Below are 18,159 nucleotides of genomic sequence, written 5' to 3'. Positions count from 1 at the left end.
CCGATAGTTGAAAAATTACCGGCTTGTTTGACAAGGCTACCAAAATAAATTGAGCCAAACAGTATCAATTTTGATCATAAAAGGAAAATATTATGAAAAATGACGCTGATAATAAAAATGCCGCCAGTGAACTCAAATGCCCTGAATGTCAAGCGCAATTAAAGGCGAGGAGATCACGAGTGCCGGATAAATGTGAGATGGTTTGCGGTGGGTGCGGACAAAGTTTTGATGTGTGTAATCTTGAAACGCTGGACGCACTTAAAAAGAACTCTTGAGCCAATTTATAAAGTGGAATAATTTGTGATAAAAAGAATTCCGGAATGCTCATTAATCCTGAATAATTCCCTTCTAAAATCATGACTTTATCAATGGCAATGGTGAGACGATCCTTGGTTCTATTCCTGCTCCAAAGATCGACCAGTGCCTTCTCTTCAAAGGGCCATTAAGCAACTATAATTTGCCATCAGCTAATGTTGACCCCGGTCCGGCTAACGGTCTAAATGTCTTTTTTGATGATCCACAGAAGGGACATTCCCAATCATCCGGAAGATTTTTAAAAGCTGTCCCTGGAGGGGTATTTGTCTTTGGTTCGCCTTTGTCAGGGTCATAAACATATCCGCAATTGTGTATTTGACATTGATACATATCTTTTGGGTCTGCCATTTTGATTCTCCTTTTCTAAGTAAATTAATTCAATGTTAAACGATCAAAGCGGGGTATATCGTAACCCACCTCATAGATGCCATGAACCGTCCCATTTTCTATAGATGAGAGAATGAAACACAACCGCCACGAAAAAGGAGGTGACTCATGAAATAAATTACAGACAGATTCTCAAATATGTTCAAGGGAACTGTTTCTGGATTTGATCGTATCGTATTAAAAGGATGAGGATTTCAACCACTTTTTTTGTCGGAACTCCGGTAAAAAGTGATTCGGTATTATGAAGTATTCCGGACTCTGAAAAGTACGTACTGGGATATTAATACTTGAGTATGCCTGAAATACGCCTGAATCAGATGGATGGTCCCAAGAAAGTCTTTCATTCGCCAGAGTAAGTTCCCGCCAAGCAAAAAAATCCCCAAAAATACCTTTCGACGGGTGTACAAAAAAATAGGCGGTGAATTTGGGTTGGAGCTAAACACTTGAACTATTAAATCAACCATAAAAAATAGGTATACGCTTAATGATTACCATAACAATCGCAATCGCTAGTTTTATTTTTCTCCTTGTACTGCTGGTTTTAATCCGAGCCAAAACAAACGACAAATTCCAAATAAAGAATGCCGATATCGTTATTGCACTGCTCCCTGTAATACTTGCGCTTTTTCTTTCGGGTAAGGTCCAGGAGTTAACCCTCGGAGAGTTTAAGGTTGTCCTTGCTGTACAAGAAACAACTAAATCACCAATTTCTGCTGAAGTGACAGTGTTGCCAGTAGAAGAAGTTTTAATCGGGGAAAGCCAATCACTGGTTGAACTAAAACAGTATATTGAAAAAAAAATTCAGGTTCTTAGCTTTCAATTATCCAAATTTACACGAGGTGGATCCAATTTAATCATTAGCTATCTTGAGTTGACTCAATATCCGTTCATAAGATACGTCGTATTCAACAATCCAGACGGTAGTTTCTTCGGTATGGCTGATGCGCAACAAATAGCGGCAATGAATCGTGCCTCACCAAGTTCCTTTAATTTTGAAGACATAGCAAACTGGGTGCTCGGAGCCAACGAAGATAGTCTCAAAACCTTACCCGGGTTTGTTGCAGCCCAAAATGCGCTTCATGAAAACGAGGATAAGCTGACAGCTTTAAAAAAAATGAATTCTCTTAATGTGCCAATGCTACCAGTGATTGATGAGTCAGGTAAGTTTGCGGGGGTTATTGAACAGAACAAACTAACAGCTAATATGCTGACAGACATCCTCGAAGGATTAAAAAACACAAAATAGAATATACCCACATGACCTTCGAAGATACGCTGCCACATATGCATCTCGTTTCGGCACACTATTGGAAATTGTTAGCAAGATACTTTTACGTCATTCAAACCTGTCCACCACACAAAGGTATTTGGGGAAAATTAGTGATGCAGAGGCAATCCGGTGGATCAACAATCTTCATGGATGATTCATCAAATGGCCGGGCAAATCTGCTATGGATTCAGTCCGGTTATTTCAAGGGCCAATCAAGATTTGTATCGGTATCCTTAATTATTCCAGCTATTGAATACTCCACAATCGGATACTAATCCTTGAGTCTGGTTTATCCTTGGATTAAGCCCTTTAACCTTGAAATATTTTGCCCAAGCAGATAAATGTTATTCTTTAGCAAACCATATTGTGATTGAGGGAAGAAACATTGAACAAACTTGAACTGATTCAGGAACTTAAAGAAAAAGGCCGCTTGACCAGAGATGAAGCCTCCAAGATCGTTGAAATATTTTTTGGGGAAATGGCCAAAGCCTTTATTAATGGTGAAAGAGTTGAAATTAGGGGCCTGTGTTCCTTTTTTGTCAAAGATTACGCACCCTACACAGGCAGGAACCCCAAAACAGGGGAAAAGGTTCAGATCACTGCCAAGAAATTGCCCTTTTTTAAGTGTGGGAAGGAATTGAAGGAAAGGGTTGATTATCCGGCAAATTGAAATTAGTGGGGGGAATGCTAAACACCAATAAAAAACAGCTATATTCGTCCAATGACAGAACATGAGGTGCCAGAATCAGAAATTTGTTACCAGTATTTTTAATCATTTGTTTTTGTCTTATTATATGCACACTTGGCTGTGAAAGCATTCCTATATCCCAAAAGAGTGAACCAACAATCATTATTATCCGCAACAACTCCAATGAATATCTGAAAGAGGTCTCCTTGAGCGAGAACAGAAATCGTGACACCGGCTCTGTTAGAATGGGATCAATTTCACCAGTTCCCAATGGGGCATCACAGATATTTGGGAGATCGTCACGGCCATCAAACCTTCCTCGGCAAATCAATGTTTGCTGTATTAACAACGATGATAAAGGATTTTGCAAACTGGTTTCTTTAAAAACCGTCTTGAAAGGGGTTACTACAATTTCAGGCGAAGCGCTTGTTTTTGAAATCCTTCCCTTTTCAGAGGTAACCGTTTATCTGGAAAATATCCAATAAGCATTTTTATACATTGATATCTTTTTGTGTAGGACCAGGTGGAAATGGCCTGTAGTGAAGTCTCCGGCTTATATACTGGAAGTGAAATTTCAAAGTTAAAAAAACTTCATATGTACATGGGGTTAAACAAGATTTCTAAAAACCACCACGCAAAGGTATTTGGGTAAAATCAGTTACGCAGAGGCAATCTTCATGGATAATTCATCAAATGGCTGGGCAAATCCGTTATGGATTCAGCCCGGTTATTTCAAAGGCCAATCAAGGATTGTATCGGTATCCTTGATATTTCAGTATTCTGAATACTCCACCTTCGGATACTTATCCTAAACTCAAATCTACCAACTATTCTACCGGATTGGCATATTTTTTTATTTTTCTATTTGGTATAGTGCCCTTATCTGTAAATAAAATGAAAATGAAAAATATGAAATTAATTTATACGGATAGGCCAAACAAAAAAGATAGAAAATATCTTGATGACAAATTGATGGGATTCAATGGTGATATTATTAAAGATTATTGTTTTAATAATTTCCTATACAAAATGACCGATGAATCGGGTTTAATCATTGCCGGGATAGATTGTATAATTGGGGGTGGATGGGTCGAAATAATCAGTTTGTGGGTGTCAGAAGATAATAGGAAAAAAAGAACTGGTGAGAGGTTATTGTTTGAAGCCGAAAGAACTGCAAAAAAGAAAGACTGCCATAGCTCATACCTTTACACCTACAGTTTTCAAGCTCCAGCATTTTATGAAAAACATGGATACAGCATTTTTGGTATTTTAGAGAATTATTATAAAAAACATTCCAAACTCTATATGAAAAAAAGGTTAGTTTGATTTAATTTTAATACAGATTGCCGGTGATGTATTCTTTTGGTATCCATGACAAATCCTACCGCTGAATACTCCACCTTTGGATACTTAATCATGAGTATGTAAATTTATTATCTCACTGACATTTTTGAATAATTACCCTAAAAATATTATAAAAATAGATGCATCAAGCACTTCAGCGTAAATTACACAATTTGCGTAATATTTTTTACACAAATGATAGTACCACTCATTGTGTAATATCCGGCCAAAAAAAATTCCAGTCCAGGGGATAGGGTTCTTCTTCACCGGATTTAAACTCTTTGTAATCATGCCGATAGCGAATACTATGAATACAAGTCATCGCTTTCGGGGGCCTGGAAAACCAACGACTTATACCATTAGTGCTTAGTCAACTATGTGACCATCTGAAAAAAATTTGCAAGTCTTTCCAGATGATGTTAATGATTTCAGCATTATTGTTTTCACATTTATGTTGATCTGGTTATTCTTACTTTTCGGATGTTATCCCGTTAGATAAGTGAATATGAAAGATAAACGTAAACCACAGATTAACTTGCTATGATATTTAATGAAAAAACATGTCTTCAACAAATATATAATTTAATTTATTGGAATAAACAGAACACGAAATAATTAAAAATATTGGTATATAGAGAAGTCTATGAAGAAAGCAATAAGATGTAATCTTAAGAAAGCATGGAATAATTTGACCATGTTGCTTAATAATAAAGTCTCTTTGATATTTGGCTCAATATTTGGATTTTCCTTAACACTGTACTTTGCCATTTATCAGGTTGCTGACTCTAAACATTCACAAAGTCTCAATATATACAACTCTCAATTTTCAAACTTCACATCGCTGTTAACAAGTGGAAACAAGCATCACATAAAAAATGCGTTTCTTTTGTCATCTGCTCTTTGCGACATAACGATCATTTCTGAACCTATACTATTAAAGCCACAAAGTTGGTTTTCCAAATCAAGAAATGAAACAAATGTTGTAAGAAAAATATTAATTAATTGCCTTGAAGATTGTACGAAATCTACATGTGGTTCCGAAAAATATCGAATTGATTTATCAGATATAGAACTTTCTAAAGTTGAATTAGATTATGCAAACTTTACCGACGTCAATTTGAGAAATGTGACCCTTAATCATACCAATTTTATAAACCCAAATTTTGATTTCTCAAATCTTGATTTTCTAACTCTAAAAAACAGCTCAATCAGAGTTAGGTATTACGTTGGTAAAAAGTACGAAGACACTTTAAATGATGTTCATAAAAAAGATATTCTAATACTGGCAAGTATGCACCCCAACTTTCAATCAACATCAATGCAAGGAGTAAAAATTAACAACACTGAAATATTGGGAGCAGTATTTTTCGAAGCTAAATTTAATAGCGCTATGGGCTTGCTTAATACCGTAATTGAACGATCTAAAATAATTGACTGCTATTTTTTTAATTGTAATATGGATGGCTTAAAGATTAAGGATTCTGATATCCGTGGCAGTGATTTTAGACGAACAATACTTGATAATGTTGAATTTGAAAATGTATTATACGACGAATTTACAAAGTTTCCAAATGACTTTAATGTTAAGAATAGAGGGCTAATATACAGGAAATCAAAATCATAACAAATCCATAAACACGGACTCGCTGAAGCTCGCCGGTTAATTCCACGTTACCGCTCAACTGAACGTTTTTAAAGTATCTGTAGGCCCTGTTGACTATGTCTAAAAGTCCTTTGTTTACAAGGGGTGAGCACTATAACGTGAAGTCTTCAGATTGTAATGAGAAGCTTATTGCCGGCCATAGCCCAATACCCGATTTTTAATGGTATCATTTCCTAATTGAAAATCATGGTGGCCAATATCTTCAAATCCATATTTTTTATAAAACAATATGGATTTATTTCGCACCCAGGTGCACAGCCAGAATTGATTCCCATACTTTATTTTAACTTCATCCAGCAGGTTAGTGCCAATACCACGCCCCTGAAATGGCCTGTGAACATAAAGTTTTTCTATTTCAAAACCGTTTCTTTCACTTCCAAACCGGGACTCAAGATTCAGCAAACAGTATCCCCGGAGATAAATCCCATCCAAAAAGACTATCAGTCTGTGCTTTTCATCGTCCAAGAACTGTCTGAATTTTTCTTCAGTAAAAACAGATAATACGTACTGAGAATTTTCCCTCCGGATACCATCAATAGAATATGTTTCAAGCCAGACCTGCAAAGATAAGGCTGCCAGATTGATGCAATCTTCTTTTTGCGCTTCCCTTATCACCTGTGTCATTTTAATTTTTACCTTCCAATAAACTGTGTTGTTGGCCGACGTTCTAACTCAATCAAGTCCGGTCGAATTGTAATATTTTATTACACGTCAGGAGTCAATGATACTTGCATTGTTTAAAAGTATCCATCCTCTTAAATTTATTGATGTATACTTTTGATATCCTTAACATTACAATGATTGCCAGGCAGGAGTTAAAGCCTTTAATTATTTCCAAGAGCAAAGGAGAAACGCCATGAAAATTTCCCAAAGCGTTACCCATTTTTTCAATTATCAGAGGATGAACGTTAAAAAAAAATACCATGCGGAATTATGAGTTCGTTCTCAATAAATTCCAAAGCCATTTCGGGGATGTAGATCTATCATCCCTCACCTCCGATGACATCCTTGACTTCATGTCAAAAATGTCTGAAGGAACAAAACAGTCCACCAAAAAATTAAGATTCACGCTTCTAACTGCTTTTTTCAACCTCATCAAAAACTCTGTGAGTCCAGATTTCCAGAACCCTTGTGACAACCCAGCACTTCGGAAACTTTTCAGAGCAGGGAAATCTACCCAATTCAAAATAATTGAAAAGGATGTAATGGATGAAATCATTTTTAGAACTCAGAACCAAAGAAATCGGATCATGCTCGAACTCATGGCCCGTGCTTGCATGAGAGTCGGTGAAGTCCTGCAAATAACTCCCAAGGATATTGAAGACCGAAAAGTTATTATATGGGCACCGAAAAGTGGCAGAGAATCTGAAGCGGTATTCCTACCTCAAAAAGTTGCAGATCGGATGAAAAAATATATTCGCAACAATGGAATCAAATCTGATGCGAGAATTTTTCCAATAACCTATGCTGCTGCAAGGTTGGTCGTGAAAAAGGCAGGGGAGTTGGTCGATATTCAGGTCAGGCCGCATGACCTTAGAAGACACGCTGCCACATATGCATCTCGTTCCGGCACACCCTTGGAAATTGTCAGCAAAGTATTTTTACGTCATTCAAACCTGTCTACCACGCAAAGATATTTGGGTAAAATCAGTGACGGGGAAGCAATCCGGTGGGTCGACAATCTTCATGGATGATTCATCAAGTGGCCGGGCAAATCTGCTATAGATTCTGCCCGGTTATTTTAAAAACCAATCCAGGATTGTATCGGTAAGCTTAAGGATTCCAGCTCTTGAATATAGTTCGTTGCTTAAAAACTGATTAAAGTGTTATGAATCCGTTATTATTTGATATTCAATTTTAGGCAAAGGGATATGATGAAAATAATCATTAAGCTATTGCTTGTACTCAGTTTTATTCTGGTTTTTGTTGCTCCTGTTACACTGTTTGTTCTCAGTATTGAAAAAATTTCCTTGATTAATGAACACCAAAATCTTTCTTATGACAATATGAATCGGGTGAAAAAAATAATTCAAAAAGCCAAACCCTCTCAAATGCGAAGACGACAGAGGAAAAAATTTACAATTAGTGAGCCTGATCTGAACCTTGTGGCAAGCTATGGGATTAATCAAGGGTTCAAGGTTAAAAATCTTTTTATACAGATCCAGTTGTCAGAAAATCATATTAAATTGCAATCTACCTATAGAATTCTATCTACACCAATGGGTGACTACTTGAATGTTATTGTGGATTTTAAGGCTCAGGGGCCAAAGATTGAAATTGAGACTGTAAAAATAGGTCGTGTGATTATTCCAGGTGTCATTATTAATCCTGTTATCCTTTTTGTTGATCGGCTGTTGATGAATTATGCTTTTTATCAAGATGTAAAAGTAAATTCCCATGCGATTAAAAATATTTCTGTACGGAAAAGGTTGTTGACGATTCTGTATGAATGGGACCCAAAAACTATTGCCAATCTGCAAGAGAGTGGTAAATATTTATTGATTCCAGAGGAACACCAGGATCGGCTACTGGTATATTATAATCATTTGGCCTGGATAGTAAAACCATATAAAGGTAAAAAAATATCCATTGCCAAGATTCTACAACCTATGTTTGAGTTTGCCGCACAGCAATCAATTATTTCAAATAATCCTATTATGGAAAATAAAGCCCTGATCCAGGTGATTTCACTCTATTCAACAAAAAATAGAATTAACGATTTTATTCGGAAAGAAAGACAAGATGAGATCAGTCGACCTGTGAGAGTGACCATGATTTTAAAAGGCAGGAATGATTTAACAAAACACTATTTGGTTTCTGCAGGGATTTCTGTCTCTGCCGGTAGCGCCATTGCAAATTTTATTGGCTTGGCAAAAGAGGTGGATGACTCTGATGGCGGGTCAGGATTTAGTTTTGCTGATCTTGCAGCAGACAGGGCAGGCGTAACGCTTGGGGAACTTGCAATTGCATCAACAAACAATGCCGGGTTGCTACAGAAAAAAATGTCAGGAACCTTAAAAGAGTCCGACTTTATGCCTGCCATTGACCGTCTGCCAGAAGGTATTATGAAAATAGAATTTAAAAAGGAATATAAGGATCTTGATTCAAAAACTTATGCATTGGTAAATGATGAGATAAGCAGCCGGACTAAAAAGTGTCGGGTGTTTTGATTTGTATCGATATCCTTAATTATTCCAGCTATTGAATACTCCATCTTTGGATACTAATACTTGACCCGGCCAACCGGCTATCAAGTTGATATACACTTTAATTTGGAAGAATGGTTTATGATGGCGGGGCTGGTTCATATAATGTAGCTTGAATATTTAGAATTTGATTGCTTCATTCTGTGCACTTAATGCTTTTGATTCTCCAATCCTTCAAAAGCAATTTCTATAACTTGTTCAAAAAGCTCTTCCTGAAGATCCATCTCTATCGATGAGATTAGGAAGAACCCTTCGTCACTTCCGGGGCCTTGTCCAATTTCTGTTTCCTTCCAAATTGACCTTTTGTCTTCATCGGTCATATTTGATAAATGTTTCTTAACCGCCTTTTCGACAGGGAGTGTGAACTTATGTGGTACCGTGCTATTAGGATCAATATTATACACTAATTCATCCCAAGCATTGGAATCTGTAAAAGAAGAGTTGGTATCTTTTGACATCAGTAAAATTATTTCTTCCACGGCTTTATATAAGTTTGTGCTCATATTCTTTCTTCTTTTGGTACGGTTAAAAACAAATTCTACCATTTTTTAATTGTGATCTCTACATTAATTTTTCCATCAAAAAGGGACTTCCGAAGTAACATGTTTCAAACACTTATCTGTGGTCATTTTAAATGTTGGATTCCATTTTCCATTGTGCCTCATCTGGCTGTATTGAAACTCGTCATTTCCCAGATATTCAAGCCGGACGAATTTATTTTCAAAAGATTGCCTATGGGCATCTGGGGGGCATTTATATTTGGCACAAAAATAAAAATAATTTCTGTGCCACTTTGTATAAATGTCAACAATCTGATTGAGTGTTTCTTCTTCAGAAACACTCAACAGATATTTTGGCTTGAATATTTTTTCGACAATTTCGTTACCTTTTTTTTGCAAATATTGTATCAATTCTTCTGGTGCTTTGGGTTTTATTTTTTTTGATTTCGATAGGCCATATGTCCATGTTTTTTTTCTAAGTGCCATGTTTTACTCCAAAGCTTAACAATAAATACTGTATCTTATGTGAATTTGAATGATATCTTACCTGCTACGAATCAAAATTTTGATCATTAAATCCGTATCAATATTTAAAATTTGTGTAAAGAGATCTTCGATTATATTAACACAAACAAAATGAAATGAACAAATTTTCAATTACGTTATATTGGACTTTCTTGACTGGCGCCTATTGTTTTCCTGGCAAGCCAAAAGTTACAAATACTTTGCATGATCCTGCTCTAACTTTCCGGTTGAAAAAAGTTTCCAATTGTTTTGGTATCCTTAAGAAATCCGGCATCCAAATAGTCAAAACAGGGATACTTAATCATGAGTATGTAAATTTGTTATCTCACTGACAATTTTGAATAATTACCCTAAAAATATTATAAAAATAGATGCATCAAGCACTTCAGCGCAAATTACACAATTTGCGTAATATTTTTTACACAAATGATAGTACCACTCATTGTGTAATATCATGCCCAAAAAAATTCCAGTCCAGGGTATAGGGTTCTTCTTCACCGGATTTCAACTCTTTGTAATCATGCCGATAGCGAATACTATGAATACAAGTCAACGCTTTTTGGTTCCGGTTCCAACCCCGGACTAATACCATCATTGCTTACTCCCAAGATTATTTTGGAGCGCTATTGAAGCCATTGGTTTTTTATGATAAGGAATGATTATTGTTCCCAATTCAAATATTCATTAAGCTTTTAACAAAATTGTTTAACAGGGGTAAAGAATTCATCTCATGAACCCTGAAATAGAAAACAAAATAGATGCTTTCATTTCTCATATCAGAATAACCAACACTACGGCAGTTCTTTGGTTTTTATCACTATGTATGATCTGGGGGTTAGGACTTTTTGTTTCATATTCAGACTGGCAGAAGTATGACAATTTTAAAAACAAAGCCCTTCCAGAAAATATCCTCTTAAAAGAAACTGCTAAAAAAGTTGATTTCAAGTTACCTGGAGTCGAATTTAAAGTTTTTTCACATTATGCACCAACGGCGTGGAATGTTGCAGCATTATTTTTTCTATGGTTTTTTGTTTTGAATCGAAAGCGATCTTTGATTTATGCCTGTAGAGTAATAAGATATGAAAAAGAAAATCTCGGAAAAAATGGAGTGAGCATTCACAATATCCCCCCTTGGTGGTTGGCCCCTTTGCCCAATGAGTCAACTTATAACGTTACAATATCAGATCTTAATATTTTTGTTTCTTGGGGGCCAAATCAAAAGACTGCACATCTCAAAGTTAAAGCATTTTGTTTTGTTTTTTTTGTTATGCAAATCCACGTGGCTTGGCTTGCTTTTGTTGCAAGTGATATTTTTATTAGGGGAAGCCTTACCGCCATCATTGTCCAATCAATAAGCTTACTTTGTGTCGTATTAACAGGGTTTTTAATTAATATCTGGCTCTGGGAAAAAAAAATACCAGCGTATACTGTTAGTGAAATAATTCCATCGACCGCCTCCCGAAGAAAAGTCATCTGGATTGGACTTTTTTCTTTTTTTGCAGTGATTATTGCACCAATCAGAAAGGCTTTTCAAATTTTATACCGGGTAAAAGCCCCCAGATACAAAAAAAGGAATATAGCTGCCCCTATCAAAATGGGCCTCGATCCTGGATTTTGGAAAAACAAACGCTCTGATAAAAAGGGAAATATTACTCACATAGTATCTTTAGATGGTACTACCTTCATCCATGGGTCTCCTCCGAATAAAAAATATTTTGAACAACTAAAACCCGATGAAGTTGCAGATAGCAACAAAATAATTGAATTTAATGGTACAAAAGGATTATTTCAGCTTGAAAAATACATATTGGAAATAACAATCAACGAAATGCACGACTTTGGTCTTGCTATAAAATTATTGATCGCTGGAATAAAATATGACTCCAAATTTCGTCCCACATCTACAGGGAGATATAGTTATCGCCTCTATGATTTGGCAGCCGGACTGGCAAGTCGGTATGGGAATGAAAATGGTAAACGGAATAATAGGGAATTAGAAAAAATTATTCAGATCGCTAACAGCACAACGGATAATTTACTAAGAAAGAAAGTTAGGAAGTGGAATGAAGAAAACTCTCAATGGCGCCAAAAATGGTCATTAGAAAATAACAGCTTAAAATGGGCCGGTGTTCCAGTGTAGGATCGAGGGTGGGGGTTCGAATCCCCCCCGGCTCATCCCTCTGAATGTACGTTACCTATAAGAGGACTGTGAAGTAATTTTTAATTATTTCTGATGGCGAGATCCTCATCGAAATGAGGTGCCCATTTTGTCTATAAGTCCTTTGTTTGCAAGGGGTGAGCACTATAACGTGAAGCCCTCAGATTTTCACCAGGTGATCATGAAGTATTGTTTTGGTATCCTTGAGTATTCCGGCGTTCAAAGACTTCACCTTAGGATACTTAGTCTTGAGTCTGAAATAGACAAAATGTTAAAGCCAGTTATACTAAATCCTTTCTAACACCCTATGGTTGACCGATCACACAATGCGTCATATGTTTATATAATGGCTCACCGAATTAAAAACAACAGCGTGGAAGGCAAAGGCAATAGGGCTCTGAAATTAGCTGAACTCATTATCGAGAACAGTCCTTCAATACTTTTTCGTCGCTTGGCAGCAGATGATCCCAAGCAGCGTAAGATGGTTTATGTTTCGCCAAATATTTCTCGCTTTGGTTACAACGCTGAAGATTTTCTCAATAACAAAATTATGTTTCGAGATATTGTATATTCCGGTGACTCGGAAAGAACTTTAAAGGAAATTAAAGAATTCGTAGAAAAAAATATTGAGAACTACATTCAATACTATCGAGTCATAACAAAATCAGGAGAAGTGAGATGGGTGGAAGATCGAACTTCCATTTTCTTAGATGCTGAAACAAATACTCGTTATCATCAGGGTATAGTCACTGATATTCATGAGCGGAAAGTTGCGGAAGAAAATCTTCGTTTAGAGCAAAAAAAAGTAAAAAAAGCCTATGGATTGCTCTCCAAATATGTTGCGCCACAATTAGCAGAAACTATTTTCCAAGGAGAAATAGACTTAATATGGAAACATTACAGAGAAAGGCTTACCTTATTTTTCTCTGATATCAAAAATTTTACCATGATAACAGATTCATTAGAACCTGAGGATATGGGCAATTTATTAAACGAGTATCTCACCGAAATGAACAAAATTATCAATAAATATCAAGGCACACTCGCACAGGTTATTGGAGACGGATTATACGTATTTTTTGGAGCTCCCCAAAAAACCAATGACAAAAACCACGCTATCCGGTGTTTAAAAATGGCAATTGACATGCAGGCCAAGATGAAAGATTTAAATAAGAAGTGGTTTGATGGCGGGATTGAGGAAGGGTTGCAAATCAGATGCGGAATTAACACTGGAATGGCAACTGTAGGGGGCTACGGATCATCTGAGCGGAAAGAATATACAGCAATGGGGATGCAGGTTAATATTGCTGCACGCCTTGAAAACGCCTGCAAACCGGGCAGTATTCTAATGAGCCACACAACATGGGCTTTAGTTAAAGACGATATTACATGTACACCGCAAGGAAAGATTGAAGTAAAAGGATATCATCGCCCTCTAAGGATATATGAAGTTGACCCTATTCAATTCAAATAACAATTATAGCCAATTTATTTTTATACAATCTCAAGGATCAAGATAATTTGCATCAAGGAAAACCGGCTCCCATTAAAATTTAATGATGTATTATCTTGGTATTCTTAACTATTCCAAGCTCTGAACATTCCACCTTTGGATACTAATTGTTGAGTCGGAAGAATCGGAAAAGCTCATTTTTTATATTAATTACCTGATTTTAGGAAAACCCTCTCCAAGTCGAAATTAATATACTTTTTAACTTTGAAAAGAACCGGTATCATCAGGTTCATTTTTGTTCTTGGAATTTAATTAGTTTGCTCCGAAGAATATATTTTTGCACTTTTAGTTTTTCGCCAAAAGATAAATATCAAGGATATCTTTAAGGAGAATGGGAGAATGTTCTGATGAGCCGGGCTGTGATTGATTTAATTTTTCAATAATTAGATTTTCGTCCCCAGGTGAAATTGTCTCACGGTCAAAAGCATAACTGCATAAATCCGTTTTATCTTCAAATCTAACAATGGTATTGAAAGTGTCGTGAATTTTCAGCGCAAAGGCACTATTCATTAAACTATGATAAGCATTTCCTATTACCTGAGTTTCATCATCAAAAAGATGGAAAAACTGTTGAAACTCTCCGTCTACTGATGGTTCTATTATTATTAATTTCCCATCATCTTTTTGAACCCTGTATGCTTCTTTCATTGCCAAAATGCTATTCTGATGATGTAGTGAAAGTGTAAAAATAACTATATCAAAACTGGAATCACTGAAATTCAGGGATTCACCACTTCCAATCCTGAAATCCACATTATCATATGCTTGATTGGCATCATTGATGGCATTTATATCTGGATCAATACCAATATACTGTTTCGTATCAGTTGCCAGAATCGAAGATATTTCACCCCCTCCACAACCGATTTCGAGAACTATCTTATCTTTGAAGTCGTCCTGATTCTTAATCATTTTTACAGTCATCTGTTCAATATCGTATTCCATATCAGGTCCTTAACTTGTAGGATACCCCCTCCAACTAAGTTAATTTTCACAATCTATCAAAGTTTATCTTGATAAGCACCGGCGGAATATGTCAGTTCATAACTGTGAGAGTATATTTCAATAAGATTGCCAAATGGATCTTCACAGTAGACCATTCTGTATGGTTTTTCCCCAGGATAATACTCACGAACCGGCATTCGCTGTTTGCCACCATTTTCAACAATTTTAGCCGCCAAGCCTTCTACATCTGGGTCTTGAACACAGAAGTGAAAAACACCTGTCTTCCAATACTCAAAATTGTTTTCTCTTTGTTCTGCGTTATTAAATTCAAATATTTCTACACCAATTTTGTCTCCGGTTGACATGTGGGCAATACGAAAACTTCCCCAGCCTTCACCAAAAACGTCATTGCACATTACTCCGATGGCTGATTCATCCGCCACGATTTTAGTAGGCGGCATAATTACGTACCAACCTAACACATTTTTATAAAATTCTACTGCTTTATCAAGATCAGTAACGGATAAGCCAATATGTGAAAATGTTCTTGGATACGTCATCTTATTTCCCTCATAAAATTATTTGATGTTCAATTGCTATTGTTGAACGATACGTTCTTCTTAGCTCACTGAAACTGGTTACAAAATAAGTCTTCGAATTTAATATGCAAGGCCAAACTTTTTTATTCGTCACTAACATTTTAGTACGAATCAACGAGAACAAAGTAGATACACATTTAAAAAAAGTGACACCAGAGACAGCAACTTTGAATGTGAGGATCCCGACACACACTTGGGATGTGATCTTGGAATTGATGTGGCTGGATAACATAAAGTTCGGATGAAATGGAAAGCAGAGGATGTATGCAAGGTTTGGGTGCGGGAGAACCGTTCAACTGATTGGATCTGCGTTGAAAGATTAAAATGATTGAGGCCCTCATAAATTAATTTTTTGCAAGAACATATGATAAACAACCTTACAGCCCTGGCTTGATCCGGGCTGTTCTCTATAACTTCATTCAAAGATTTCACAATTGGATTGGTATCCTAAACTATTCCAGGCTCCGAATACTCATGACTGGGATACTAATTGTTGAGTCGGGAAAATCGGAAAAACTCAATTTTTTATATTATAAAAAACACTCTGGAAGAACGGCCAAGAATCCGGCCTGCGGCTTATATATTTGAATGGAAAGTTCTATTCTGGAAAAGCATAAGATACCACATATAGTGGTTCCAAAATATTGCCAGGACTGAACTCTATGAATACAAGTACCCTCCGGTCGGGTTTTGATTGCAGTCACTACTGCCAAAAGAAATCAACGCCTTTTCAATAAAGGGCCTTACCCCATAATAATAGACAATATAATCGCACGTTGAGGGGGCTCAATTTACCTTGTTTTAAAATGTTTCGAGAATGAAAATTCAAAATTCATATGGGAAATGGAGTAACGGTCTTTTGTGTTATTCTCGTTAAGAATTTTTGAATTTTTGATCATTGAGGTCCTTTACAAACTTAGCAGATTTTTTTGATGCAGTTTTTCCGGATATTTTGCAAATAATTTATTTTAAGATTGATATGCGACTTGATTTCGACCCCCTTTTTTTGCACGGTATAACGCTTCATCTGCCCGATTTACCAAGGTGATATTATTATCGCTGCTTCGAAAGGTTGTAACACCGAAGCTTACGGTGACTTTTGGGGGTTCTGGAAAATCATAACTTTCAATTTTATTTCGCAACTTCTCGGCTAATTTTATGGCACAATCAAGAGAAGTTTCCGGTGCCTGGATTACAAACTCTTCCCCCCCCCAGCGTGCAAAGATGTCTATTTCACGCAAATTAGCTGCCACCAGCCTGGCAAGATGCTTTAAAACAGTGTCACCAGATAGATGCCCGTACCGATCGTTGACCTGTTTAAAATAATCAATATCAAAAAGAATCAGTGACAGGGGGGCCTTGTAACGTTCCGCTCTTTTTATCTCATTTGTTAATGTCTGGTTGAACTTCATTCGATTAAATATTCCAGTGAGTGCATCTGTGGTGGCCTGTTTTTCCAGCAGTTCATTGATGCCCTCAAGGGATTGCAAATTTTTTTTCTGCACGGTAATATCTCGGAATGCAATGACGGCTCCATCCCGTATTTCATTTTTAAAAACAGCCCTGCAAACAAAGCTTATGGGCATCAATAAGCCAGATTTACAGGTAAAGACGCCATCATCGTTATTGTAATCATTTCCCGATGCGATGGCATTGAAGAATGGATTTTCCCCAGACTTGTATAGAGTGCCATCCGGTTGTTGTTTATAGATCACTTCATGAATAAGACTCCCTTCAATTTCATCAAAGCTATATCCAAGCAGACGCATTGCCTCAGGATTTGCAAAAATAATCTTCCCGTCAGAATCAACAAGAAAAACACCCTCACCCAACACATCGGTTATCTGTTTCAACCGTTGTTTTATGATTTCTTTTTCACGCAAAGACAGAATCATGCAGTTAAACGAGTATGAAAACTCACCCAGAAAATGTACCTGCTGGTTCAAGTCACCTTCCGCAACCTGCCTGGCCTGCCATGTCATATGCGCCAAACTTGCTTGTAATCCTTTAAGTGGCATTGAAAAAATATTATTGCGAGATGATTTGGCTTTGAGATCCCCTTGGGCCAACCGTTCGGAATATTGATACGATTCATTAATCATGTCGAAGGTTGTTGCGAACCGATTACAAATAGCCCTGAGTTCCTCATCCTCAACCGTAATCGGATCTATTGGAAAAATAAGGCCCTTTTTTCCAAGTCCATGCCCGATAGCCTTTTTCAGGCAGGTATCTATCTCTTCTAAAATCTCACGATGGTCCATTTAAATCCTCAATTGGTTTTACTTCAAATCGGCATGTTCTGTCACCGGTTGCCCAACAATCAACTTCCTTGGCTGTAAACTTTTTACCGGTATATTCTTCAAAAATACCTGCAATAAAGCCCTCATCGTAATCACAAACAGACTCTCCAAATATTGGCAACCCTGAGCAATCAAGATCTTCTGACACCGTTAAGACGAATTGAAGTTTTTTTTCATCCGATTTTTCGATCATTAAAATGCCAATTTTCAGTAATATGAGTTTTTCTTTCAAAGCCGCTATGAATTTGCTAAATGGCAGTGACGTGTCAAGAACGTTCTTGCAAAACTCCTGACCGGCAAGAAGACCGGCTTTAACAAACAATTCAACGGTCTTTTGTTTGCCAAGTACTTTGGAAAAAGCATCTTTGAACGTATACTGCATGAGCCGATAGGCTACAACAGATGTTTCAGATCCCAAATTTGGGCGCCCCGCAGAGAGGTCGCCCAAGTCTTCCCATTTAAAGTCATAAATATCCTGCATGATTGGTTCCTTCTTCAGTTGTTAAATTTTATGGACTCGCAAAAAATAAGATTTTTTACAACGCTATCAAAGTCATGAATTTTGGTATTAATCTTTGTTATTCAAAGGTTTAACAATTCGAATAGTATCTACAAAAAACCCAAAAGAAATGTTACATCAAAAATTCGTAGATTGCAAAAAAATATTAATTTGATCAAATTTACTCCTGCGCAATAATGGTATAAAAGCGGAAGAGTAAAAACTCAAATTGGTTGAGGACTACCAA

18 protein-coding genes and 1 tRNA gene are annotated in these 18,159 nt (G+C 36.7%); 10 read left to right on the top strand and 9 right to left on the bottom strand.

Annotated elements, in window-relative coordinates; translation table 11 throughout:
- The first annotated feature begins 92 nt into the window (after positions 1–92).
- Complete coding sequence (locus ACZ45G_RS13765) at positions 93–275, top strand: hypothetical protein (RefSeq protein WP_464179039.1); 183 nt, start codon at positions 93–95, stop codon at positions 273–275.
- A 175-nt stretch (positions 276–450) separates the two neighbouring features.
- Here ACZ45G_RS13765 and ACZ45G_RS13760 read toward each other — a convergent pair whose 3' ends face one another.
- Positions 451–663, bottom strand: coding sequence for a rubredoxin (locus ACZ45G_RS13760; protein WP_464179037.1), 213 nt, complete (start codon positions 661–663; stop codon positions 451–453).
- 523 nt (positions 664–1,186) lie between these two features.
- Here ACZ45G_RS13760 and ACZ45G_RS13755 point away from each other — a divergent pair.
- The 4 genes from ACZ45G_RS13755 (at position 1,187) to ACZ45G_RS13740 (ending at position 5,628) form a co-directional block, all read left to right on the top strand.
- The gene (locus ACZ45G_RS13755) at positions 1,187–1,948 is read left to right on the top strand and encodes a hypothetical protein (RefSeq protein WP_464179035.1); all 762 of its coding nucleotides are present in this window, start codon (positions 1,187–1,189) and stop codon (positions 1,946–1,948) included.
- 409 nt (positions 1,949–2,357) lie between these two features.
- Positions 2,358–2,642: an HU family DNA-binding protein gene (locus tag ACZ45G_RS13750; RefSeq protein ID WP_464179033.1), complete on the top strand. Its 285-nt coding sequence runs from the start codon at positions 2,358–2,360 to the stop codon at positions 2,640–2,642.
- A gap of 927 nt (positions 2,643–3,569) precedes the next feature.
- A complete protein-coding gene (locus ACZ45G_RS13745; protein ID WP_464179031.1) occupies positions 3,570–3,986 on the top strand; it encodes a GNAT family N-acetyltransferase in 417 nt (138 codons plus the stop codon).
- Between the two features lie 661 nt (positions 3,987–4,647).
- Complete coding sequence (locus ACZ45G_RS13740; RefSeq protein ID WP_464179028.1) at positions 4,648–5,628, top strand: pentapeptide repeat-containing protein; 981 nt, start codon at positions 4,648–4,650, stop codon at positions 5,626–5,628.
- 165 nt (positions 5,629–5,793) lie between these two features.
- Here ACZ45G_RS13740 and ACZ45G_RS13735 read toward each other — a convergent pair whose 3' ends face one another.
- The gene (locus ACZ45G_RS13735; protein WP_464179026.1) at positions 5,794–6,291 is read right to left on the bottom strand and encodes a GNAT family N-acetyltransferase; all 498 of its coding nucleotides are present in this window, start codon (positions 6,289–6,291) and stop codon (positions 5,794–5,796) included.
- A gap of 581 nt (positions 6,292–6,872) precedes the next feature.
- On the opposite strand from ACZ45G_RS13735, the gene ACZ45G_RS13730 reads away from it, so the two are divergent.
- On the top strand, positions 6,873–7,361 hold the full coding sequence (locus ACZ45G_RS13730; protein ID WP_464179023.1) for a tyrosine-type recombinase/integrase: 489 nt from the start codon (positions 6,873–6,875) through the stop codon (positions 7,359–7,361).
- A gap of 177 nt (positions 7,362–7,538) precedes the next feature.
- Positions 7,539–8,837: a hypothetical protein gene (locus ACZ45G_RS13725; protein ID WP_464179021.1), complete on the top strand. Its 1,299-nt coding sequence runs from the start codon at positions 7,539–7,541 to the stop codon at positions 8,835–8,837.
- A 185-nt stretch (positions 8,838–9,022) separates the two neighbouring features.
- Here ACZ45G_RS13725 and ACZ45G_RS13720 read toward each other — a convergent pair whose 3' ends face one another.
- The 3 genes from ACZ45G_RS13720 to ACZ45G_RS13710 form a co-directional block, all read right to left on the bottom strand.
- Complete coding sequence (locus ACZ45G_RS13720; protein ID WP_464178083.1) at positions 9,023–9,418, bottom strand: hypothetical protein; 396 nt, start codon at positions 9,416–9,418, stop codon at positions 9,023–9,025.
- Between the two features lie 33 nt (positions 9,419–9,451).
- Complete coding sequence (locus ACZ45G_RS13715) at positions 9,452–9,859, bottom strand: DUF3024 domain-containing protein (RefSeq protein WP_464178084.1); 408 nt, start codon at positions 9,857–9,859, stop codon at positions 9,452–9,454.
- 478 nt (positions 9,860–10,337) lie between these two features.
- Positions 10,338–10,493, bottom strand: a complete 156-nt coding sequence (locus ACZ45G_RS13710) for a hypothetical protein (protein WP_464179019.1) — start codon at positions 10,491–10,493, stop codon at positions 10,338–10,340.
- Between the two features lie 135 nt (positions 10,494–10,628).
- Here ACZ45G_RS13710 and ACZ45G_RS13705 point away from each other — a divergent pair, with 135 nt between their 5' ends.
- The 3 genes from ACZ45G_RS13705 to ACZ45G_RS13695 all read left to right on the top strand — a co-directional run bounded on the left by ACZ45G_RS13705 (position 10,629) and on the right by ACZ45G_RS13695 (position 13,530).
- Positions 10,629–12,038 (top strand): hypothetical protein, encoded by a 1,410-nt coding sequence (locus ACZ45G_RS13705; protein WP_464179016.1) that lies wholly within the window; start codon positions 10,629–10,631, stop codon positions 12,036–12,038.
- Positions 12,019–12,073: transfer RNA gene (locus ACZ45G_RS13700), tRNA-OTHER, on the top strand. Before ACZ45G_RS13705 ends, ACZ45G_RS13700 begins: the two co-directional genes overlap by 20 nt.
- A gap of 329 nt (positions 12,074–12,402) precedes the next feature.
- Entirely contained in the window at positions 12,403–13,530 is a 1,128-nt protein-coding gene (locus tag ACZ45G_RS13695) for an adenylate/guanylate cyclase domain-containing protein (RefSeq protein ID WP_464179014.1), read from the top strand.
- 324 nt (positions 13,531–13,854) lie between these two features.
- Here ACZ45G_RS13695 and ACZ45G_RS13690 read toward each other — a convergent pair whose 3' ends face one another.
- The 4 genes from ACZ45G_RS13690 to ACZ45G_RS13675 all read right to left on the bottom strand — a co-directional run bounded on the left by ACZ45G_RS13690 (position 13,855) and on the right by ACZ45G_RS13675 (position 17,894).
- Positions 13,855–14,514: a class I SAM-dependent methyltransferase gene (locus ACZ45G_RS13690; protein WP_464179012.1), complete on the bottom strand. Its 660-nt coding sequence runs from the start codon at positions 14,512–14,514 to the stop codon at positions 13,855–13,857.
- A 56-nt stretch (positions 14,515–14,570) separates the two neighbouring features.
- Entirely contained in the window at positions 14,571–15,074 is a 504-nt protein-coding gene (locus tag ACZ45G_RS13685; protein WP_464179010.1) for a lactoylglutathione lyase family protein, read from the bottom strand.
- A 1,007-nt stretch (positions 15,075–16,081) separates the two neighbouring features.
- Positions 16,082–17,374: a sensor domain-containing diguanylate cyclase gene (locus ACZ45G_RS13680; RefSeq protein WP_464179008.1), complete on the bottom strand. Its 1,293-nt coding sequence runs from the start codon at positions 17,372–17,374 to the stop codon at positions 16,082–16,084.
- Positions 17,361–17,894: a V4R domain-containing protein gene (locus tag ACZ45G_RS13675; RefSeq protein ID WP_464179005.1), complete on the bottom strand. Its 534-nt coding sequence runs from the start codon at positions 17,892–17,894 to the stop codon at positions 17,361–17,363. The genes ACZ45G_RS13680 and ACZ45G_RS13675 overlap by 14 nt, the downstream gene beginning before the upstream one ends.
- Between the last annotated feature and the right edge of the window lie 265 nt (positions 17,895–18,159).

It is taken from the genome of Desulfoconvexum algidum (assembly GCF_055382125.1).
The sequence above is the reverse complement of the archived record's forward strand: the minus strand, read 5'-3'. Positions and strand labels throughout refer to the sequence as shown.